Genomic DNA, 20,720 nt, shown 5'->3' with positions numbered 1-20,720 from the left:
GGCCCTGGCGCTTTGTTCCCCGGCTTGCGGACGTCAGAGAGAGCGCATCACGGCTCAATTGACGTTTACGTTAAAGTTATATAGCTCTTTTAAACTCCCTATGGCTCAAGGTCATGGTGGCGTGGCATAATCTGTTTTCTCGCGGCGAGGTGGAGGACCTTGCCGTTATGCGTCACAGAAAGACGTGGGGCAGCGGAAACACAACGGAGGAGGCTTTCATGAACGAACTGTCCGCACGAATAGGCGCAAACCCGGACAAAATCTGGCTGGCCTCCTATCCTCCGACCGTGCCGGAAGAGATTCCTCCCCTCGCCCATCATTCGCTCGGAGAGCTTTTCGAGGAAAGTTGCGCGCGCTACGCGGACCGGCTTGCCTTTTCGAGCATGGGCAAATCGCTGACATTCAGGCAGCTCGAAGCGGAAAGCCGCAAGATCGCCGCCTGGCTGCAGGCGCAGGGGCTTGAGAAAGGCGACCGCGTCGCCGTCATGCTGCCGAACATCCTGCAGAACCCGGTGATCGTCTACGGCATCCTCCGCGTCGGCCTGGTCGTGGTCAACGTCAACCCGCTCTATACGCCGCGCGAACTGGAGCATCAGCTCAAGGACGCCGGTGCGAAGGCCATTTTCGTACTCGAAAACTTCGCCCATACGGTCGAGCAGGCGCTGCCTCACACCGACGTCAAGCATGTGGTCGTCGCTACCATGGGCGATATGCTCGGCCTCAAGGGCCATATCGTCAACCTGGTCGTGCGGCGAGCCAAGAAGCTCGTACCGAAATGGTCGCTGCCTTCGGCCAAAAGCTTCAAGCAGGTCATCGCCGAAGGCGCACGGCTGACGATGAACCCGGTCGAAGTGCATGGCCGGGACATCGCCTTCCTGCAATATACCGGAGGCACGACGGGCGTCTCCAAGGGCGCGATCCTCACCCATTCGAACCTGCTCGCCAACAAGGAGCAGATGGGAATCTGGCTGGAAACGGCCTTCCTCACCAAACCCCGGCCGGAGAATCTGCAATTCCTCTGCGCGCTACCGCTCTACCACATCTTTGCGCTGACGGTGAATTCGCTGATGGGCATTGCGACCGGTAGCCATAACGTCCTGATCGCCAATCCCCGCGACATTCCCGCGCTGGTAAAGGAGCTGCAGAAATACAAGATCCACGTTTTCCCGGGCCTCAATACGCTGTTCAACGCGCTGATGAACAACAAGGACTTCCAGAAGCTCGACTTTTCCTCGCTGCTTCTCGTCTTCGGCGGCGGCATGGCGGTTCAGCGGTCGGTGGCGGAGCGCTGGCTGAAGATGACCGGATGCCCAATCACCGAGGGATACGGACTTTCCGAGACCTCGCCGGTCGCCACCGCCAACCGGCTCGACACGACCGAATTCACAGGCATGATCGGCCTGCCTCTCTCTTCGACGGAAATTTCCATTCGGGACGATGACGGTGACGAGGTCGAGCTCGGCGATGTGGGTGAGATCTGCATCCGCGGGCCGCAGGTCATGGCCGGTTACTGGAACCGTCCGGACGAGACCGCCAGGGCGATGACACCCGACGGCTTCTTCCGCACCGGCGACATGGGCTATATGGACCGCCAAGGATACACGAAGATCGTCGACCGCAAGAAGGACATGATCCTGGTCTCCGGCTTCAATGTCTATCCGAACGAAGTCGAAGAGGTGGTCACCATGCATCCCGGCGTGCTGGAATGCGCGGCGATCGGCGTGCCGGACGAGCATTCCGGCGAGGCGGTGAAACTCTTCGTAGTGAAGAAAGACCCGAACCTGACGGATGTGGACATCAGGGCCCATTGCGCCGCCAACCTGACCAATTACAAGCGGCCGCGCTTCATCGAATTCCGCACCGAACTGCCGAAATCGAATGTCGGCAAAATCCTGCGGCGCGAGTTGCGCGGCTGACCGATCGTTGCATTGCCGCGACAGGACCTCCCCAAGCGCCGGTCCTATTTGCGGAATCCCGGCATTCATGGTGGACGCTCGGGCATTCCTTGATTAGTGCTTTGCAATAATAGGCTGGACAAAGAGCATGTTGGAGTTCGCTTGCAGAGCCGCACCGGGTTTTCGTTTCACCTGATCATTGTCGTCACGGTCCTGGCCGTTCTTTCCGGCTGCGCCGGACGGCCCGAAGGCGTGCTCGTTCCAACTGAAGCACGGGCAGCCCAGACATCGAAGGTCGATGTGCTCGTCGCGACCACGCGGCGCCCTTCCGAAACGCCGGGCATGCTGTTTTCCGGTGAACGCGGCAAGGATCTGCAGGTCACCGAGATCGGCGTCTCGGTTCCGCCGGACAGCGCCCGCGAGATCGGTCAGGTGCAATGGCCGAAGAAACTGCCCGCCAATCCGGCCAAGGAATTTGCGACCATCTCCGTCACGCCGATGGCGCCGCAAAGCGCCCAGGGCTGGCTGAAGCAGCATCTGCCGAAAAGCCGGCGCGTGCTGGTCTTCGTGCATGGCTTCAACAACCGCTACGAGGATGCAGTCTATCGCTTCGCCCAGATCGTTCACGACTCGAAGGCGGACGTGGCGCCGGTGCTTTTCACATGGCCGTCGCGCGGCAGCATTTTCGCCTACAACTACGACAAGGAAAGCACGAACTATTCCCGCGAGGCGCTTGAGGAGATGTTGCGCCGGTTGTCCCAGGAGCCAACCGTCGGCGAAGTCACCATCATGGCCCATTCCATGGGGTCCTGGCTGACCGTCGAGGCGCTCCGGCAGATGGCAATCCGCGACGGCCGCGTGGCACCGAAGATCCAGAACGTCATCCTCGCCTCCCCGGATCTCGACGTCGATGTCTTCAGCCATCAGCTTGCCGAGATCGGCGAGAAGCGGCCGCATTTCACCCTGTTCGTTTCCCGCGATGACCGAGCACTCAGCCTGTCACGCCGTATTTCCGGCAATATCGACCGGCTCGGCCAGGTGGACCCGACCGTCGAGCCCTATCGCAGCGAGTTCGAAAAGGCCGGCATCGTCGTCCTCGATCTGACGGCGCTCAAGACTGGCGATCGCCTGAATCACGGGAAATTCGCCGAAAGCCCGGAAGTCGTAAAACTGCTCGGAAACCGGCTGATCGCCGGACAGACGGTGACCGATTCCAATGTGGGTCTCGGAGAGCGGCTCGGCGCGGTCGCGGTCGGCACGGCCCAGACGGTCGGAAGCGCCGCAAGCGTTGCGGTCAGCGCCCCGATCGCGATCTTCGATCCGGCAACACGCCGCACCTACAACGAACAGGTCGACCGCTTCGGCAATGCCGTGGGCAACACGGTTACCACGGCGGTCGGGCAATAAAACACATCGTCTCCTGAGCCGCGCTTGATTTGACATGCTTGATTTGATGGGGAAAGCGAATAGGTTCCCGTGCATCCCTTTCCGAGCGTGAGGACATATCCATGCGGGCCATCATCCAAGACCTGAAATCCGCCGTCGCGAGAGCCAATGCCACGAATATCCGTGCTGCATTCGCGGCCGATCCCGATCGTTTCGAAAGGTTCAGCGCCAGCTTCGGCGACCTGCTGATGGACTATTCGAAGACGGCGGTGAACGAGGAAATCCTGCTGCTTCTCGAAAGGCTCGCCGAAGTTGGCGGCGTCGCGAAGAAGCGCGAGGAAATGTTCTCGGGCGTTCCGATCAATTTCACCGAGGGCCGCGCGGTGCTGCATACCGCGCTTCGCAACCGGTCCAACACACCGGTCCTTGTCGAGGGCAAGGACGTCATGCCGGATGTCAACGCCGTACTTGCCGCGATGGGTGCGTTTGCCGACGGCATCCGCTCCGGCGCCCTGAAGGGCGCCACCGGCAAGCCGATCACCGATGTCGTCAATATCGGCATCGGCGGCTCCGACCTTGGCCCCGTCATGGCGACGCTGGCGCTGGCGCCCTACCATGACGGCCCGCGCGCGCATTTCGTCTCCAATGTCGACGGCGCGCATATCGCCGATACGCTGAAACTGCTCGACGCTGAAACGACGCTGTTCATCGTCGCGTCGAAGACCTTCACGACCATCGAGACGATGACGAATGCCGCCTCGGCCCGCGCCTTCATCGCCGACAAGCTCGGGGAAGCGGCCGTGAAACATCATTTCGCCGCGGTCTCCACGGCGCTCGACAAGGTCGCCGCCTTCGGCATCGAAAGCGGCCGCATCTTCGGCTTCTGGGACTGGGTCGGTGGGCGTTACTCCATCTGGTCGGCGATCGGCCTGCCGCTGATGATCGCCATCGGTCCGGACAATTTCGGAACGTTCCTCGATGGCGCCCATGCGATGGACAAGCACTTCCGCACCGCACCGGCGCGCCAGAACCTGCCGATGCTGCTCGGCCTGATCGGCTACTATCACCGCAACGTGCTGGGTTACCCGTCTCGCGCCATCCTGCCCTATGACCAGCGTCTCCTGCGCTTCCCGGCCTACCTTCAGCAGCTCGATATGGAATCGAACGGGAAAGGGGTGACGATCGACGGCTCGCCGGTCGAGGGCAATTCAGGCCCGGTCGTCTGGGGCGAGCCCGGCACCAACGGCCAGCACGCCTTCTACCAGCTCATTCACCAGGGCACGAGCATCATTCCGGCGGAGTTCATGATCGCGGCCAATGGTTTCGAGCCGCACTTGCGCCACCAGCACGAGCTCCTGATCGCCAATTGCCTGGCGCAATCGGAAGCCCTGATGAAGGGCCGTACCCTAGACGAGGCGAAGGAACAGCTCACCACCAAGAGCATGGACGAAGCGAAGGCGGATTTCATCGCGCCGCACCGCGTCTTCACCGGCAACCGGCCATCGATCACCTTCGTCTACGACAAGCTGACACCCTTCGCGCTCGGCCGGCTGATTGCGCTCTACGAGCACCGCGTCTTCGTCGAAGGCGTACTCTTCCGCATCAATTCTTTCGACCAGTGGGGCGTCGAGCTCGGCAAGGAACTGGCGACCGGCCTGCTCCCCATCGTGCAGGGCAAGGAGAGCGCCGCGGAGCACGACAGCTCGACGCAGGGACTTGTCACGGCGCTTGCGGGTCTAAAGGCATAACGCCCGCGACACGATAAGTCCTCCCCGCGAGAGCGCCGGGAGGGCTCCGTTCATTGCGTTGAAGTTACAAACCGATCTCGTGGGCGAAAGGCGGATTGGCGCCGGCGCGCGAGACGGTGACGGCGGCAGCCTTGGCGCCCAGCGCCAGCGCCTTGCGAACCTGATCCTCGGTCAGTGCCGCGACCTTTTCCTTGGTCAGAAGGCCCTGCTTCTTGAACGAAGCCAGAATGCCGGCATCGAACGTGTCGCCCGCACCGACCGTATCGACCACCGCCACGCGCTCGCTCGGCACCGAAACCTTGAAGCTCTTCGTATAACCGGTCGCGCCCTCCGCGCCGCGGGTCAGCACGACGAGCCTTGCTCCCTCGTTCAGCCAGTAGGCGGCGAGCGCATCGTGATCGCCCTCCATGCCGAACCAGTCGAGATCCTCGTCCGAAAACTTCACAATGTCCGACATGCCGGCCATGCGGCGGACACGATCCATATGCTTCTGCTTGTCCTTGATGAAACCCGGACGGATGTTCGGATCGAAGGAGATGACGCGCGTCCTGTATTCGCGGGCCATCAGCGCTTCATAGGTGCTGCCGCAAGGCTCCGGAATGAGGCTGATCGCGCCGAAATGCATCGCTTCGCAATCGTCGCCCAGCACCGGCAGGTCGGCCTCGGTGATCATCCGGCCAGCCGTGCCCTCGTCATAGAAGGCATAGCTCGCCTGGCCGTTGACGAGCTTCACGAAAGCGATCGTCGTCGGGCGGGAGGAGACGGCCGCGAGACTGTGGTCGACGCCGCTGTTTGCCAGCGTCTCGCGCAGGATGTCGCCCATCATGTCGTCGGAAATGCCGGTAAAAAAGGCCGTCGGCTGACCGAGGCGGCCAAGCGCGATCGCCGTATTGAAGACCGCGCCGCCCGCATAGGGCGCAAAACCCCTCTCTCCAAGCGTCGTCTCGCGCGGCAGCATGTCGATCAGGGCTTCGCCGCAGCACAAAATCATAAGAGTCCTCCCGCTCGCTCCAGCAACTTTCAATCGATTAAGCGAGCTTTTGTCAAAAGGCCAGAGCAAAAAATCAAGGCGCCAGTTCGCTCACGCCGCCATTGCGGCCCGACCAGGCGAGCGGCGCGTCGAGAAACGCCTCGACTTCAGATAGCGTCTTGTCGTCAAACAGCTTGCCTTCGCGCGCGACCGCCAGGACATTACGCCACGTGGCGATGTGATGGAGCTGGACCTTGCCGTCTGCAAAACGCTGTCCGGCTTCCGGAAAGATATCATAGAAGAAAAGCGCGATGCCGTGATCCACCACGCCGCCGGCGGCACGGATGGCATCAATGAACGTGAACATGCTGCCGCCTGCAGTCGTCAGGTCCTCGATGACAAGCACGCGCGCGCCTTCCGGCATGTGTCCCTCGATCTGCGCGTTACGACCGTGGCCCTTGGGTTTCTTGCGGACATAGATCATCGGCAGGCCGAGGCGTTCGGAGAGGAAAGCCGCGAAGGGAATGCCGGCCGTCTCGCCGCCCGCGACGCAATCGAACTTCTCGAAGCCGGCGTCGCGCATGACGGTCGCGGCAGCGAAATCCATGATCGACGAGCGGATGCGGGGATAGGAGATCAGCTTGCGGCAGTCGATATAGACGGGGCTCATCATGCCGGACGAAAGCTTGTAGGGCTTGTCGGCGCTGAAATGAACCGCCCCGATCTCCCAGAGCATCTTCGCCATCAGTTCGGCCATTACGCCCCGGTCTGGAAATGTGGTCTGGATCATGCGCCCGCTCCTGTTTGATCACCACGCGCCGCAATAGCAGCATGCGGCGGCAGGCGCCAGACGATGCCGGGAAATGATGTCAGAAATAACGTGCGATCAGGCGCTGCTGCGCGTGTCGCCCACGTCCACCGATCGCAGGTAGCCGGCAACCTCGACACGGTTGCGACCTGCGCGCTTGGCCTCATAGAGCGCGTTATCGGCCAGACCGAGCACGGTTTCGAAGGGCTGGCCGCCGGTCGCCCCCACGGCAACACCCGCGCTGACGGTGCAGCGGAGCACCGTTTCGCCCATCGGGATTTCGCGGGCAGCAAAGCGACGGGAAATCTCGTTGGCAATCCGCTCGGCCCGACCGGGCAGGACGTTGTGAAGGATCATCGCGAATTCCTCGCCGCCAAGACGGGCTACGGTATTCGGCGCCGGCGTACCGTTTGCCAGTTCCTCTGCAAAAATCTTCAGCATCATGTCACCCGCTGCATGGCCATGCTGGTCGTTGATCGACTTGAAGCGGTCGATGTCGAAAACGATCACGGCGGTCGACGAATTCAGGATGCGGCTGCCGTGCTGCTCGAAAAGCGCCCGGCGGTTGAGAAGCCCGGTCAATGCGTCGGTCATTGCCTCCCGACGGTGATGGGCGGCCATGCGCCACTGGTGAAGAGCAAGCGACAGCGAACCGATGCCGGTCATACCGGCAATACAGACACCGATATTGAGATTCTCCGCCCAGTTGTCGGGTGCGCGTCCGAGCACCCATTGGGCCCCGTCGATCAAGACGACGGCACATAGGGCGAAGGATAAACCGCTCAGATTATAGAGAATCGCCATTCCGCACAGCGGTCCGGGAGCTTCCTGACGCGCCAGCCAGTATTGCCAGGCGGTGCCTATCAGCAGCATCGCCGCGCCAATATTCATCGCAATCAGCCCGAGCCCGTCAACCCCGACGGCAAAGAGCGGCAGCCCCAGTATGGCGCTTACGACAGAGAGCGTTACAGCAAGCCTCCAAGGCTTGTTGCCGATCCGGAACTGCACGGATGCGGCATAGGTGGTGCTGAAGCCTGCCATGAGGAACGTGTAGGCGACCGATACCCGCAGCAGGCCTGTTTCCATAGTGTAGGAACTATAGGAAAATATCCCCGATACGATCAGGCAGAGCGCAACGACCAGCGTGAGCAGAAAGGAATCCGTACGACGGGAAAACCATGTTCCGAACAGCGTTACCATAAGGCACGCCGCCGAGACACCCAGCGCCAGCAGAAGAGAATGGTAGTCGAGCATCATGCCAAGCTTTCTCTTCGGGGCACCCCCAGCGGGAAATCTTGGCGCCTACGCTAATTCCGGATTCTATCCAAAAGGTTACCGCATTGCACCAAATGCTACCCATCCGCGTGCATTAGGCATCACTTTTCAACCACTTGCCAGTGGAGCGGGAACATCGGATCGAAAACCGTGATCGGTCCGGCACCTGTTTCCCGCTTTGGGGGGAAATTGGCCGGTTCATCCCGCTTCTCAAGCGTGATCGTCTCCTCGTTCGGCTTCAGGCCATACCAGGCAGGGCCGTTGAGTGACGTGAAGGCCTCCAGCTTGTCGAGCGCATTCTCTTCTTCGAACACATGCGCCAGACAGCTCATCGTGTTGACCGAAGTATAAATGCCGGCACAACCGCAGGCGCATTCCTTCAACGGATCGACATGCGGGGCGGAATCCGTACCCAGGAAGAAGCGCGCATCGCCGGAGGTCGCGGCAGCGCGGAGCGCCAGCCGGTGGTTCTCACGCTTGGCGACCGGCAGGCAATAATAGTGCGGGCGGATACCGCCGACGAGGATGGCATTGCGGTTGATGATCAGGTGATGGGTGGTGATCGAGCCGGCGAGATTGCCCTTCGACGACTTGATGTAGTCGATACCATCCGCCGTCGTCACATGTTCCATGGTGATCTTCAGTTCCGGCAAGCGCTTGCGCAGCGGATCGAGTACCGTCTCGATGAAAACCGCCTCGCGATCGAAGATGTCCACCTCCGGCGTCGTCACCTCCCCATGCACGCAGAGCGGCAGGCCGATCTTCGCCATGCGCTCCAGAACTGGCATCGCGTTGTCGAGATGGCGCACGCCGCCATGGGAATTGGTCGTCGCGCCCGCAGGATAAAGCTTCACCGCGGTGATGAGGCCACTCTTCTTGCCCTCCTCCACATCGTCCGGGTCCGTATGCTCAGTCAGGTAAAGGGTCATCAGCGGCTCGAAGCGATCGCCGTTCGGAAGCGCGGCGATGATACGGTCCCGATAAGCCCTGGCATCCGTGGTCGTCACAACCGGCGGCACCAGATTGGGCATGATGATGGCGCGAGCGAAATGCCGGCTCGTATCGCCGATCACCCCTTGCAGGATCGCGCCGTCGCGCAGATGCAGGTGCCAGTCATCGGGGCGGCGAAGCGTGAGCGTTTTCATGAAAAGCTTCCGAATTGATCGATCTCAACCGCATACCACCAACGGCTCATCCAAAACAATCCGATGGGATGAGTGAAACCGTCCAGGACATCTCATCTGCCAAATATCAGGCTTCACGGAAATGTGCAGGATAAGAGGACCGATCGTGGAACGAAAGCTCAGGACAAGCGGAACCTGCGCCCGCCAACAGCGTTCGTTAACCAATCTGAGGAATCTCTGAGTCGGAGTACATACGATGAAATCCCAGGCATCCAAAGTCAACAGGGGATTTGCAATTGCCACAGGTACCGCCATCGCACTTTGCGCATTGGCGGTTTCCCCGGGTGCCGAGGAACAAGCCAGCCTGCAGCTCGCGGCGGCCGTGCAGACGGAATGCGACCGGCTCGCCGGCAGCCCTTACGACCAGCAGCGCAACAGCGAATTCGCGCCGGTCGGCATCGATGATATCGACGGTTCTGCCGTCAATGCCTGTCGGATGGCCTATGACGCAACCGGCAATCCACGTTTTGCCTATCAGCTCGGCCGTGCGCTCAACAAAATCCAGCAGCCTGACCACGCGATGAGCGCGTATAATGCCGCCGTCCAAGCGGGCTATCCGGCCGCCAAGGTGAATTTCGGCATGCTGATGGGGCGGCTCGGCGACGAACAGGCAGAATTTCAGCTTTACCAGGAAGCCGCTCTCAGCGGCAACGTACTTGGTGCTTACAATCTCGGCGTCGCTTATCGCGACGGCCTCGGCACCAAGCCGGATGTGAGCAAAGCGCTGCAGTGGTTCGAGAAGGCTGCAGCCGAAGGCGATGATACCGCCGCGTTCAATGTCGGCGCGATCTACGATGAAGGCCAACTGGTTCCGCAGGACGACCAGATGGCGATCGCCTGGTATGATCTTGCCGCCCAGCGCGGCAATACCGATGCGATGGTCAATCTCGGCCTGATGTATGAGGCCGGCGAAGGCATCGCGGCCGATGCCAAGAAGGCTGCCGAAATGTATCGCCAGGCCGGCGAAGCCGGCGACCTCTTCGGCGCCTACAAGTTCCTGCAGATGCAGGAACTTGGCATCGTTCCGGCACCGAGCGATCCGTCCATGCCGGAAGGCGTGAACTCGCTTGTCCTGAAGCCGGGCGATGTGGAAACGCCCACGACCGTGGCCAAGGAAATCTAAAGTTCAGATTTCCGACCTTAGATTTCTCCGGCCGACGGTCCCCAAACGTCGGTCATGGCAAAACCATCCGCGAGTGGATCGAACGGATCAAGCGCCACCTGATGCAGGCCAAACGTAAAACCACGACCGGCGATCGTCGGAATGATCGCCGGTTTTCCCGCAACCGTCGTTTCCGCCGCCAGTCCCACCTCGAATTCCGAGCCGATGATGGAGCGCGACTTGAAGACGTCGCCGACCCTCACCTTGCCACGGGCATGCAAGGCGGCCAAGTTGGCGGAATTGCCCGTTCCGCAGGGCGAGCGATCCGCCCGGCCCGGCCACATCGTGGTGCAGGTGCGTACCGTGCCATCGGCTTCAGTATCGCGGAACATCACATAAGCAACGCCGGAGATCGCCGGGATTTCCGGGTGAACGACGGGTATCTGCCTGTTGATCAGGTCCTTGAGCACCATGCCCGCCTTGACGAGCGCCGCGGCGTTGCCCTTCTCGATCGTCAAATTGATCTGACCGACATCCACCAGCGCATAAAAAATGCCGCCATAACAGAGATCGAGCCTGATCCCGCCCCATTCCGGCGTATCGAGCCGAACCTCGAGCTCGTGCACGAAGGAGGGCACCATCGTAAGCTTGACCTTTTCGCAGCGTCCGTCCCGGCAAGAGGCTGTCGCCTTGACCAAGCCGGCCGCCGTTTCCAACGTCACGACGGTTTCCGGCTCCTTCATCTCGACAATACCGGATTCCAGAAGCGCCGTCGTGACGCAGATGGAGTTCGAGCCGGAGCTCGCATGCGCCTGGTCGGGCTGCAGGATGATAAAGGCGGCGTCCGCATCCGGATGTTTTGCCGGCAGCAGCAGGTTGACGGAGCCAATCGGCGCGCCGCGCGGTTCGAGGCAGAGGAAACGGCGAAGCTCCTGCCCCTTGGGATCGGTGTTCAGCCAGTGAAGCTGGGCGGCGATCGTCTCGCCGGGTATCTTCGGCACGCCGCCGATCGCGACCTTGCCGATCTCGCCTTCGCAATGAACGTCCAGAAGCTGGATCGTGCGCTTCCATCTCATTCCGGGATGCTCCAATCAAACGTGGCGGGTAATGCCGCCATCGACGCGAATGTTCTGGCCGGTGATGTAGCCGGCGCCGTCCGACAGGAGGAAGGCAGCCGTCTTGGCGATCTCCTCCACATGGCCGATACGCTTCATCGGGACCTTATCGGCGGTCTCGGGTTTGTGGTTCAGGCTGTCGATATAGCCGGGTAGAATGCAGTTCATGCGGATGTTGTCCGCCGCATAGCGGTCTGCATAGAGTTTGGTGAAAGCTCCGGCTGCCGCACGGTAGGTACAGGAAACCGGGAAAACCAGCGAAGGCTCATAGGCAGCAAACGTGGTGATGTTGACGAAGGCGCCCTTGCCCTGCTTCAGCATCACCGGTGTCACGAGGCGGGCCATGCGCACCAGCGACAGGATCATCATGTCGGAGCCGAGCGTCCAGGCTTCATCGGTGATGTCGAGCAGATCACCCTTCGGCGGATGGCCGGTATGGTTCACGACGGCGTCGATGCGGCCGTAGGTCTTCATCGCAAGGTCGAAAATTGCCTGAATGTCTTCGGCCTTTTCCGCCACACCGCGGGATGCCACGCCTCCGAGCTCGGCTGCCAGGATCTCGCAGCTTTCCGATGGTGACATCAGAGCCAGCCTGTAACCTTGAGCATTGAGTTCCCGCGCTATCGCTTCGCCCATGCCGCGTCCGCCGCCGGTGATCAGCGCCACCTTTTCCGTCTCAGCCATCGGAACCTCCCTGAAGATTTTGCCGGCGATCAGCCAGCCTCCGCGAACAGGTATATCAGCGCGTCGGTTTTGCCTACTGTCTTCAGCGAAGCCAGAGATAACCGAGGCTCAGCTTCGTGTTGCCGTCACTATAATAATAGGGAAGCGAAAGGGATTGGGGGGGCGACGGTGTCAGCCCCAGGACGTTCACGGATGAAAGGTCGATCGGCGGCGTGCCTGTGGTCTTCCCGCCATCAATCCATATGGCCAAGACCGGTGCCCTCATAGCATCCGGTGGCGGAAAGCCCTCGATCGGCTGCTCGGAATTGATGACGGGCACGTCGGGAAACTGCAGCCGCATATTGCCGGCAAGATGCATACCGCCAGCGACGATCAATGCGGGTCGTTGTTCAGCATTCAGCACTTCCGCGACGGATGCGAAGGGATAGTTTATCCGTGAATAAGAGCCCGTCAGCCCGCTGGTCAGTGTCTTGCCCGCCAGCGGAACCAGGGTGACGGCCATGATGACAACGAAGACAGGCACGAAGCGCCCGAGGTTCGCTCCGGTATCCACACCCGACCGCTCCAGCTTCAGAAGCAGATAAAGCGGCAGGGCAAGCAAATAAGGATCGAGCCAGCGCTCGGTGATCTTGGTCGTTCCCGTGACCAGGATCACGAAGACAACGCCCAGGAGTGCGACCAGCATCATCCGTCCGAGCAGACACGTCCACCGATCCCCAGCCTTCAAGGCACGGCGAAAATCCTTCTTGAAGGCGACCGCGAAGATGACAACCGTCAGAGCTCCGAAGGCAATACAGGCGAGGACGAGGGAACTGAACGCCCTGGCAACACGGGCGGCTCCATGGGGAGCGTTGGCTTCCACCATCTTGCCGATCGTACCGTTCGTTGCGAGATCGATATTGCCGACAAGCCAGAGCGCATGCGGGAGAATGATGGCCAGGCCAACAACGGCGGTCAGAAGCACGCGCGGATCGAACAGGCGACCGCGCCACTCGCGATCACAGAATACCGCAACGACCGTCGCCGCCGGCAGCAGAACGAAATTGTATTTCGAGATCATACCGATGCCGATTGCAATTCCGAGGATCACGTAACCCTGCCATTCCTGGTGCCTGAGCGTGCGGAAAAGGCCATAGAGGAACAGCGAGGTCGCCATCAGCACCGCGACCGTATGGGTGAGATCCTGCTGCGGCATGTAGGAGACCTGCGGCAGAGTAACCAGGCTCAGCATCGCCATCGCCACGAAAGCGGGACGCCGGTCGAGTTCGCGCGCCGCCAGGCCGAAGAACACGTAGCATAGGAACAGCATGAGGAATTTCGGGAGCATCAGGGAAAGCAGCGAAATCCCCATGACGCGAACGAAGGCATTCTGAACCCAATTGTAGAAAGGCGGCTGCGGTCCGTAACCGGCAAGCCAATATTGTGAGAACAGCGACTGTTCCGCCTCGTCGAGGGTCAGCGAATTCGGCAGAATCAACCGGACGGCAATGCTAAGGGCAAAATAGATGCCGAGAAACAGCGCACTCGCCCACAGGCCCCGCGAGAGAAATCGCGTCAGGCGGCCGGGCTCTTCCAAATCTTCGCGCGCGAATATCGCGCCGCTCTCACGATCCATTTCCGTTCCTCGTGGAAGACGACATCCTTCAGCACGTGACACGGCGCACGGCACGGATCAATAACAAACTGGCGGCGGCCGGACCTTGGATATAGATCACCAACTGTCGAGAAAAATGGCGCACCGGAACTCGCGAAGGATAATTCCTGTTTCGCGCTTCCCCACTCTGGTGTTCGGCTATGTGCAAAATCACGTGGGGCTCGATGCTGTTCGAATACCGGCTCTTCGATCGTCCTGCGTCTTCAGCGCCACCGCGATGCGGCAGAAGGCCGCGATCCCATCAGAACAGGCTTGGCATCTTGCCTCTCGACACATTGTTTGATCTATCGCAGGGAGCGGACGATGAGACGCTCCTAGAAATGGAAGCGGTTCGCGGCATGGGTATACGATGGAATCTCGCCTGACCTTCATCGAGCGATTGCTGGTGCGCATTGTCTGCGTGCTTGCACTTGTTATGGTTGGTTTCGGGCACAAGGCCCCAAGCCTGGATTCCATATGGGGCGCCGCAGAGGTTGCCCAATACACCTTGCCGGATGGCAACCTGCCTACCCTTTGCGTGACTGTCACCGATGATGAGGGCAGCAGCGGCAAACACGAATCATTCAAACCCACGGGCTGCGAAGCCTGCCGCCTCTCGGCATCGGTGCTTTTGCCGACTCCGACCGACATGGTCGGGACCATCACGCGCTTCATTCCGGCGGCACGACAGCCCCAGCGCGACGAGACGTCCCCTCCCCGCCTCTTTCCGCCCAATACAGGCCCGCAGGCCCCTCCTTCCATGATGAGCATCGCCTAACAGCTCCGAGCTTTTTGCTCAAAGCTGTCGGCGTGGTTCGCGTCCTGCGCTCCATCACAAGGGCCTTTGCCCGGGCGTGCCGGACTTCATCACCGTCATCTGGAAGAAACCAATGTTCAATCTCGTTCGCCGTGCCATGCGCATGGCCAAGCCCGCTGCCCTGTCCGGCATTCTTTGCCTCGGAGCCATCCCGGCAGCGCATGCAGACATCCAAATCACAGACGTGCTCGGACGGCGCGTCATGCTCGAAAAGCCCGCGCAGCATGTGATGCTCGGCTTCTATTTCGAGGACTATATCGCCATCACCGGTCCGACCGCGATCGGCCGGCTCAAGGCAATCTCACTCAACTACTGGAAAGGCTATCGCCCTCTGCAATACGAAGCCTATCTGAAGACTACGCCGAAAATCGCTGAGCTGATCGATGTCGGAGACGCGGACGCCGGAACCATGTCGGCAGAAAAGATCATCGCCTCGCGGCCGGACGTCGTGATCCTGTCGGCTGGACAGTACAAGTACCTCGGTGCAGCCGCTCAGACGATCGAGCAGGTGGGCATCCCGCTTGTCGTGGTCGACTACAATGCCCAGACGGTCGAGAAACATGTCGCCAGCACGCTTATCATCGGGAAGGTGATGGGGGCCGAGGAGCGCGCCGAAGAACTGGCCGAACAGTACAAGGCAAAAGTTGCCGACACCCTTGCCCGGGTAGAACGAGCATCCAAAAACGCGAAGCCGAAGGTCTATGTTGAATTGGGCCAGAAGGGCGCGGCCGAGTTCGGCAATTCCTATGGCCAAGGCATGTGGGCGGGTGTCGTGGATGCCGCCGGCGGGCGCAACATCGCTGCCGGACAGATTGCAAGCTGGGGTCCGCTGAACCCGGAATACGTTCTTTCGTCGAAGCCGGATGCAATCTTCATCACGGGTTCTGAATGGACCAGCCTTTCGAACGCGGTTTTGATGGGCTTCAACATCCCGCCGGACGTCACCCGCACGCGCGCCGAGCCATATATCGGACGCGCCGGATGGCTGGACCTTCCGGCAGTGAAGAATGGCGAGGTCTATGCCATCTATCACGGCGGCACCCGCACACTCTATGACTATGCATTTCTGCGCTACATGGCCAAAGCGCTTTATCCGGAAGCTTTTCGGGACGTCGATCCTGCGGCAGAACTCTCTGCCTATTACCGGGCTTATCTGCCGGTGAAGCCCGACGGGACCTTCATGCTGAAGCTCGGGCAAGACAAATGACCATCGTTCCTGCACTACAAGGGCAGAACCTGCACGCTCTTTACCGAAAGAGCCTGCAGAGGCGGCTCTGCCTCCTCACCGGCTGCGTCGTCACCCTGGCCTGTCTGATAGCGGTCGATCTGGTGACGGGACCGTCTCCCCTCTCTGCCAAGGAGGCATTCGCCGCGCTGTTTGCCGGCCCCGCCGGCGACGACCGCACAGCGGCGGCCATCGTCTGGTCGATCCGACTTCCCATGACCATCATGGGAGTGCTGGTTGGAATGGGCCTTGGTATCGCAGGCCTTCAGATGCAGACGATCCTCGACAACCCGCTTGCCAGTCCCTTCACTCTCGGATTTTCGGCGGCCGCGGGATTTGGGGCCGCGCTCGCCATCATGTTCGGCGCGGCAGTGCCGATCGCCTCCTGGATCATCGCGCCGCTATCCGCCTTCGCCATGACGCTCGTTGCATGTGCGCTTGTTTACTTCATCGCGCGGCTGCGCGGAGCCAATGCCGAAATACTCGTGCTGGCCGGCATTGCCGTGATGTTCATGTTCCAGGCATGCCAGTCGCTGCTGCAATATCTCGCCGAGCCGGAAGTGCTGCAGCAGATCGTATTCTGGCTGTTCGGCAGCCTGCTCAAATCTACTTGGACAAGCGTCGCCGTCATCGTCGTCATTCTTCTCGGCAGTATTCCGTTTCTGGCGCGCGACGCCTGGCGGTTGACGGCAATGAGGCTTGGCGATGCCCATGCGACCAGCCTGGGCACCGACATCCATGCGCTACGCCGCCGGACATTCCTGGTGATCGCCATGCTGACGGCGGCCTCCGTAGCCTTCGTGGGAACGATCGGCTTTATCGGCCTCGTCGCCCCGCATGCCGCACGCGCCATGGTCGGTGAAGATCAGCGCGTGCTGCTGCCGGCCTCCGGGCTGATGGGGGCAATGCTGCTGGCCGGCGCGTCGATCGTCTCCAAAATCCTCGCGCAGGGCGCAGTAATCCCCGTCGGCATCGTCACGGCCGCGGTCGGCGTTCCAGTGCTCTTCGCATTGATCATGCGGCGCAATGCAGGAGGCTTGCGATGAGCCATGCTCTGGTTCTCGAAAATGTCCGCGTATCGCGAGGCGGTGCTGAGATCATCAAGGGTGTCTCTGCAGAGTTTCCGGCAGCGGGCATTACCGCTATCTGCGGGCCTAACGGTGCCGGCAAATCCACCTTGATGGCTGCGGCCGCCAATCTGCTTCCGCATGATGGCAAGACTACGTTCAATGGCCGCCGACCGAATGCGACCGAACTTTCCTTCATGCCGCAGGCCCTTGGCCTTCGCGCCCAGCTTTCGGTTCTCGAAGTCGTGCTGCTGGGACGGCTCGACAAGCTGGGTTGGTCGCTTCGTCCCGCAGACATAGACGCCGCGGATGCGGCAATGGCTGCGGTCGGCATAACAGAGTTTGCGGCACGAAGGGTAGACACCCCGTCAGGCGGGCAGCAGCAGCTCGTCCTCCTCGCGCAGCGGCTCATTCGACGGCCGGAAATTCTTCTTCTGGATGAACCGACCAGCGCACTCGATCTGCGCCGACAACTGCTTGTTCTGGATATTTTGAAGACCTACGCGGAGGAAAATGGAGCTGTCGTGGCGGTGGTATTGCACGATCTCTCCTTGGCCGCACGCTACAGCAGCAATCTTCTGATTCTTCACGAAGGCCGGAGCGCCTGCCTTGGCCACCCGTCGCATGTGCTGGATGAACCCCTCATCCGCTCGGTCTACGGAGTCGATGCGGAAATCCTGTTCACATCCGGCGGAACGCCGGTCATCGCCCCGCTCAGCCCGTCCGAGACCCCGAGGACGAAGAGTCTCGATAAGTTCTCATATCGACAAGAGACGAACGGGTTGCGCTCAACTTAAGATTTAAAGCGGCAACCTTGGGGATGGCCCGGCCCGTGGCCCATCTCATGTGTCATCATGTTATAGGTCATCTTTTGAAGGCCGAAGCCCTAGAAAAGCGTGACGCCAGCGGTGAGCGACGCCACAATGCCGATCGGGACAAACTCCATATCCTGTCTTCCTTTCGCAATCGGCTTTCGCTATCGTGAACCGATATCATGTACCGATCGCTCCGCGAATCAGGAAGGCAGGTGACATGACAGAGAGCCAGTCGAAAGACGCCTTGCCCGAGAAACGGCATTCGCTGAAAATGGAGCACCACGATCTCCTCTCCGGCCTTGTGCGCCTGCATGTGCTCCATCATGCAGCCGAGCATGAGATTTACGGCCAGTGGATGATCGATGAACTGGCGAGCCACGGCTACCGCCTGTCTGCCGGCACGCTCTATCCGCTGCTGCACAAGATGACACGCGATGGCTACCTCACCGCACGCGAAGAGCGCGCCGGACGCACCGTGCGCAAGCTCTATTCCATTACCGACAAAGGGCGCGATGGCCTTGCTGTGGCCAAGCAGCGCATCCGTGAATTTACGGGGGAGGCGATGAAAAGATGACGGATACGACGACGAGCCAAGATGAAAACCAGAGCACCCGAGGCTCGGCCGGTGAGGTTTTCGCAGCTTTCCTCAAGCTCGGCCTCACCTCCTTTGGCGGGCCAATCGCGCATCTCGGGTACTTTCGCGACGAACTGGTTCTGCGGCGCAAGTGGATCGATGACAAGGGCTATGCCGACCTCGTGGCGCTCAGCCAGTTCCTGCCCGGTCCGGCATCGAGCCAGGTCGGTTTCGCCCTGGGGCTTCTGCGCGGCGGGCCGCTCGGCGCGCTTGCCGCCTGGACGGCCTTTACCTTGCCGTCGGCCATTCTGCTCGTCCTCTTCGCCTACGGCGCAGCGGCATTCGGCGGACCGATCGGCGGTGGCATCATCACCGGCCTCAAGATCGTCGCTGTCGCCATTGTCGCCCAGGCCGTCTGGGGCATGGCGAGGAACCTCTGCCCGGACCGCGAGCGGGCCACCATCGCCCTCGGTGCGGTGCTGATCATCGTTCTCGTGGCAGGTGCGCTCGGACAGGTGGCGGCGATCGCTGCCGGTGCCGTGGCGGGCCTTGTCTTCTGCCGCAACCATCAGGCGGAGATCACCCGGCACATCGAATTCCCAGTTTCGCGATTGTTCGGGGCGATTTCGCTCTCGCTTTTCATCGCTCTGCTCGTCGGACTGCCCATCGTCACCTCCGCTACGTCTTCGCAAGGATTCTCCGTCTTCGACTCGTTCTACCGCGCGGGCTCGCTGGTCTTCGGCGGCGGACATGTCGTATTGCCGCTTCTCGAAACGGAGGTCGTTCAACGCGGCTGGGTCAGCCACGACCAGTTTCTTGCCGGCTACGGAGCGGCGCAGGCCGTGCCTGGGCCGCTCTTTACCTTTGCTGCCTATCTGGGAACTGTTTTGGAGCAGGCCCCCAACGGTTTCGCCGGAGCGGGCATTGCGCTGATTGCCATCTTCCTGCCGGGCTTTCTGATCCTGCTTGGCGTTATTCCGTTCTGGGACAGCTTCCGCAAACGCGAAAGCGCGCAAGCCCTCATGCGCGGCGCCAATGCCGCCGTTGTAGGCATTCTCGGCGCGGCACTTTACGATCCCGTTTTCACCAGTGCGATTGTCGGTCCGCGCCAATTTGCGCTGGCGCTGACCTGCTTCGTGCTGCTGATGGCGTGGAAGGCCGCACCCTGGATCGTCGTGCTCGTCGCTGCGGCGGGTGGCGTGCTGATCGGTATGGGCTGACATCAACCCGCTGCCGGAAAGCGTTCGGAAGCCCTTCGCGCACTGCGCCGCGACGGCCTCGAACGATAGAACGCAGTACGGCCCGCAGCAGTAGGCCACGATCCCTTGGCCGGGAGGAGCCTGTCGGGTTTCGGAGGCGAAACTGTAAAAGCAGTCATACCCACATTCAGTGAACAAAACCGAATTTCAGCTTCCGAAAATACCTCTTGGAAACCTGTCGCAAAAGTCAGTCGCATAACGCTGACTTTTGCGAGAGATTCTTGCGACGGAGATTGCAGCGATTTCTCAGTCCCGCCGATTTCGTCGCCAGTGTCAGGAATTACGCAACACGACAGCTACAGGCTCGCCTTGTGGGAAGCTGACAACCCGCTTTGGTAGAGGCCAGTCCGCTACAGCTTCCAGCTCGCCGTTCCCGTCAACATCGGCGTTCTTGAGCCGTGAAGCGAGTTGGTCGAACGTTGTCCGCGCCTGCTGCGACAACTCGGTTGAAACGGGGGAAAGGTTCTTTGATAGACCCCAGTAATCCCACGGTTTCAGTTCCAGCTTACGCAGGGCTGCGATTTCTCGAAGCAGGCTTCCCGCGACGAACCACTCTCCCCCAAGGTTGAGGCTTGACACGCCAAATCGTGAGGCAATCGCAGGCTCGTCTTTGATCCTGAACCATGCCTCGCTTGCTGTTAGGAACCGCTCGCGCGGCAGGTCCAAGGTATCGAAAGAAACTCCCCCGATAGCCGCAAACTCCACATCAAGCCGTTTCCAACGCCCGCCGTCATGCCATTCGCAAAGCCAATGATCTTCCCAGTGGCCAGGCACCAGATAATCAGCAAACCCGACACGGAGGCGAGCCGGGATGCCGCGCTCACGAAATCGACTAACCGCCAGTATAGCGAAATCCCGGCATACGCCGCCGACCTTGTGCTGTGCGGAATCGCCTTCAAGCAAATTGCGTTTTACGGCGACGGACAGAATCTCTGCCACCGACCGAAGTTCCAGATCGGCGGCCTGTTCAGGTGTGAAGCCACGTTCTTCGGACTCAGCCCCGCGAGGATGCTGCATGAATGAGCTAATCCACCGGGCAATTGACTTAGGTTCGACGCCACCGCGCATCAATGTTTCGCGATACGGCCCAGGTTCCGAGTAGATGCTTTGGGAAGCATAGAAGGATTTGCGCATTGCTGTCTCTTTCCAGTTGAGATTGAGAC

The 20,720-nt window shown here is 60.7% G+C and carries 18 protein-coding genes; 10 read left to right on the top strand and 8 right to left on the bottom strand.

The features are described from left to right. Positions 1–218: 218 nt before the first annotated feature. The 3 genes from QEO92_RS00460 to pgi all read left to right on the top strand — a co-directional run bounded on the left by QEO92_RS00460 (position 219) and on the right by pgi (position 5,029). On the top strand, positions 219–1,916 hold the full coding sequence (locus QEO92_RS00460) for a long-chain fatty acid--CoA ligase (protein WP_227701778.1): 1,698 nt from the start codon (positions 219–221) through the stop codon (positions 1,914–1,916). Between the two features lie 141 nt (positions 1,917–2,057). Then, positions 2,058–3,302, top strand: coding sequence for an alpha/beta hydrolase (locus tag QEO92_RS00455; RefSeq protein WP_227701777.1), 1,245 nt, complete (start codon positions 2,058–2,060; stop codon positions 3,300–3,302). A gap of 101 nt (positions 3,303–3,403) precedes the next feature. Beyond that, a complete protein-coding gene (gene pgi, locus QEO92_RS00450) occupies positions 3,404–5,029 on the top strand; it encodes a glucose-6-phosphate isomerase (RefSeq protein ID WP_227701776.1) in 1,626 nt (541 codons plus the stop codon). Positions 5,030–5,093: 64 nt separating this feature from the next. On the opposite strand, the gene QEO92_RS00445 is transcribed toward pgi, so the two are convergent. The 4 genes from QEO92_RS00445 to pyrC all read right to left on the bottom strand — a co-directional run bounded on the left by QEO92_RS00445 (position 5,094) and on the right by pyrC (position 9,227). Continuing rightward, complete coding sequence (locus tag QEO92_RS00445; protein ID WP_227701775.1) at positions 5,094–6,020, bottom strand: carbohydrate kinase family protein; 927 nt, start codon at positions 6,018–6,020, stop codon at positions 5,094–5,096. 73 nt (positions 6,021–6,093) lie between these two features. Further along, a complete protein-coding gene (locus tag QEO92_RS00440; protein ID WP_227701774.1) occupies positions 6,094–6,789 on the bottom strand; it encodes an orotate phosphoribosyltransferase in 696 nt (231 codons plus the stop codon). Positions 6,790–6,885: 96 nt separating this feature from the next. Then, positions 6,886–8,064 carry a GGDEF domain-containing protein gene (locus QEO92_RS00435; protein WP_227701773.1) on the bottom strand — a complete coding sequence of 393 codons (1,179 nt, stop codon included), beginning with the start codon at positions 8,062–8,064 and terminating at the stop codon, positions 6,886–6,888. Positions 8,065–8,183: 119 nt separating this feature from the next. Next, positions 8,184–9,227 (bottom strand): dihydroorotase, encoded by a 1,044-nt coding sequence (pyrC, locus tag QEO92_RS00430; RefSeq protein ID WP_037159068.1) that lies wholly within the window; start codon positions 9,225–9,227, stop codon positions 8,184–8,186. Positions 9,228–9,462: 235 nt separating this feature from the next. Between pyrC and QEO92_RS00425 the strand changes: the two genes are divergently transcribed. Beyond that, positions 9,463–10,389 (top strand): tetratricopeptide repeat protein, encoded by a 927-nt coding sequence (locus tag QEO92_RS00425; RefSeq protein WP_052183172.1) that lies wholly within the window; start codon positions 9,463–9,465, stop codon positions 10,387–10,389. 17 nt (positions 10,390–10,406) lie between these two features. Here the strand turns inward: QEO92_RS00425 and QEO92_RS00420 are convergent, their stop codons facing one another. From QEO92_RS00420 to QEO92_RS00410, 3 genes are all read right to left on the bottom strand, one after another. Beyond that, positions 10,407–11,444, bottom strand: coding sequence for a 4-hydroxyproline epimerase (locus QEO92_RS00420; RefSeq protein WP_227701772.1), 1,038 nt, complete (start codon positions 11,442–11,444; stop codon positions 10,407–10,409). Positions 11,445–11,459: 15 nt separating this feature from the next. Then, a complete protein-coding gene (locus QEO92_RS00415; RefSeq protein WP_037159073.1) occupies positions 11,460–12,167 on the bottom strand; it encodes an SDR family oxidoreductase in 708 nt (235 codons plus the stop codon). A gap of 82 nt (positions 12,168–12,249) precedes the next feature. Beyond that, entirely contained in the window at positions 12,250–13,782 is a 1,533-nt protein-coding gene (locus QEO92_RS00410) for a glycosyltransferase family 39 protein (protein WP_227701771.1), read from the bottom strand. A gap of 388 nt (positions 13,783–14,170) precedes the next feature. Here QEO92_RS00410 and QEO92_RS00405 point away from each other — a divergent pair, with 388 nt between their 5' ends. From QEO92_RS00405 to chrA, 6 genes are all read left to right on the top strand, one after another. Next, positions 14,171–14,578 (top strand): hypothetical protein, encoded by a 408-nt coding sequence (locus tag QEO92_RS00405; RefSeq protein WP_227701770.1) that lies wholly within the window; start codon positions 14,171–14,173, stop codon positions 14,576–14,578. A gap of 112 nt (positions 14,579–14,690) precedes the next feature. Further along, the gene (locus tag QEO92_RS00400; protein ID WP_200884023.1) at positions 14,691–15,824 is read left to right on the top strand and encodes an ABC transporter substrate-binding protein; all 1,134 of its coding nucleotides are present in this window, start codon (positions 14,691–14,693) and stop codon (positions 15,822–15,824) included. Then, the gene (locus QEO92_RS00395; RefSeq protein WP_227701769.1) at positions 15,821–16,888 is read left to right on the top strand and encodes a FecCD family ABC transporter permease; all 1,068 of its coding nucleotides are present in this window, start codon (positions 15,821–15,823) and stop codon (positions 16,886–16,888) included. Before QEO92_RS00400 ends, QEO92_RS00395 begins: the two co-directional genes overlap by 4 nt. Further along, the gene (locus QEO92_RS00390) at positions 16,885–17,706 is read left to right on the top strand and encodes an ABC transporter ATP-binding protein (protein WP_227701768.1); all 822 of its coding nucleotides are present in this window, start codon (positions 16,885–16,887) and stop codon (positions 17,704–17,706) included. Before QEO92_RS00395 ends, QEO92_RS00390 begins: the two co-directional genes overlap by 4 nt. Positions 17,707–17,941: 235 nt before the next feature. Beyond that, entirely contained in the window at positions 17,942–18,298 is a 357-nt protein-coding gene (locus tag QEO92_RS00385; RefSeq protein WP_425272355.1) for a PadR family transcriptional regulator, read from the top strand. After that, the gene (gene chrA, locus QEO92_RS00380; protein WP_227701767.1) at positions 18,295–19,518 is read left to right on the top strand and encodes a chromate efflux transporter; all 1,224 of its coding nucleotides are present in this window, start codon (positions 18,295–18,297) and stop codon (positions 19,516–19,518) included. The genes QEO92_RS00385 and chrA overlap by 4 nt, the downstream gene beginning before the upstream one ends. Before the next feature lie 312 nt (positions 19,519–19,830). Here the strand turns inward: chrA and QEO92_RS00375 are convergent, their stop codons facing one another. Next, positions 19,831–20,691 carry a transglutaminase-like domain-containing protein gene (locus tag QEO92_RS00375; RefSeq protein ID WP_227701766.1) on the bottom strand — a complete coding sequence of 287 codons (861 nt, stop codon included), beginning with the start codon at positions 20,689–20,691 and terminating at the stop codon, positions 19,831–19,833. Positions 20,692–20,720: the final 29 nt, after the last annotated feature.

The sequence above is a fragment of the Neorhizobium petrolearium genome, from assembly GCF_029854435.1.
Lineage (GTDB): Bacteria > Pseudomonadota > Alphaproteobacteria > Rhizobiales > Rhizobiaceae > Neorhizobium > Neorhizobium petrolearium.
This window is presented reverse-complemented; position numbering and strand designations above follow the sequence as displayed.

What these genes read in the sequence shown, in the direction of transcription:
- QEO92_RS00440 (WP_227701774.1), bottom strand. Translation starts at nt 6,789, where the DNA reads ATGATCCAGACCACATTTCCAGACCGGGGCGTAATGGCCGAACTGATG.
- QEO92_RS00410 (WP_227701771.1), bottom strand. Translation starts at nt 13,782, where the DNA reads ATGGATCGTGAGAGCGGCGCGATATTCGCGCGCGAAGATTTGGAAGAG.
- QEO92_RS00445 (WP_227701775.1), bottom strand. Translation starts at nt 6,020, where the DNA reads ATGATTTTGTGCTGCGGCGAAGCCCTGATCGACATGCTGCCGCGCGAG.
- QEO92_RS00390 (WP_227701768.1), top strand. Translation starts at nt 16,885, where the DNA reads ATGAGCCATGCTCTGGTTCTCGAAAATGTCCGCGTATCGCGAGGCGGT.
- QEO92_RS00435 (WP_227701773.1), bottom strand. Translation starts at nt 8,064, where the DNA reads ATGATGCTCGACTACCATTCTCTTCTGCTGGCGCTGGGTGTCTCGGCG.
- pgi (WP_227701776.1), top strand. Translation starts at nt 3,404, where the DNA reads ATGCGGGCCATCATCCAAGACCTGAAATCCGCCGTCGCGAGAGCCAAT.
- QEO92_RS00420 (WP_227701772.1), bottom strand. Translation starts at nt 11,444, where the DNA reads ATGAGATGGAAGCGCACGATCCAGCTTCTGGACGTTCATTGCGAAGGC.
- QEO92_RS00425 (WP_052183172.1), top strand. Translation starts at nt 9,463, where the DNA reads ATGAAATCCCAGGCATCCAAAGTCAACAGGGGATTTGCAATTGCCACA.
- QEO92_RS00405 (WP_227701770.1), top strand. Translation starts at nt 14,171, where the DNA reads ATGGAATCTCGCCTGACCTTCATCGAGCGATTGCTGGTGCGCATTGTC.
- QEO92_RS00395 (WP_227701769.1), top strand. Translation starts at nt 15,821, where the DNA reads ATGACCATCGTTCCTGCACTACAAGGGCAGAACCTGCACGCTCTTTAC.
- QEO92_RS00400 (WP_200884023.1), top strand. Translation starts at nt 14,691, where the DNA reads ATGTTCAATCTCGTTCGCCGTGCCATGCGCATGGCCAAGCCCGCTGCC.
- pyrC (WP_037159068.1), bottom strand. Translation starts at nt 9,227, where the DNA reads ATGAAAACGCTCACGCTTCGCCGCCCCGATGACTGGCACCTGCATCTG.
- QEO92_RS00385 (WP_425272355.1), top strand. Translation starts at nt 17,942, where the DNA reads ATGACAGAGAGCCAGTCGAAAGACGCCTTGCCCGAGAAACGGCATTCG.
- chrA (WP_227701767.1), top strand. Translation starts at nt 18,295, where the DNA reads ATGACGGATACGACGACGAGCCAAGATGAAAACCAGAGCACCCGAGGC.
- QEO92_RS00460 (WP_227701778.1), top strand. Translation starts at nt 219, where the DNA reads ATGAACGAACTGTCCGCACGAATAGGCGCAAACCCGGACAAAATCTGG.
- QEO92_RS00415 (WP_037159073.1), bottom strand. Translation starts at nt 12,167, where the DNA reads ATGGCTGAGACGGAAAAGGTGGCGCTGATCACCGGCGGCGGACGCGGC.
- QEO92_RS00375 (WP_227701766.1), bottom strand. Translation starts at nt 20,691, where the DNA reads ATGCGCAAATCCTTCTATGCTTCCCAAAGCATCTACTCGGAACCTGGG.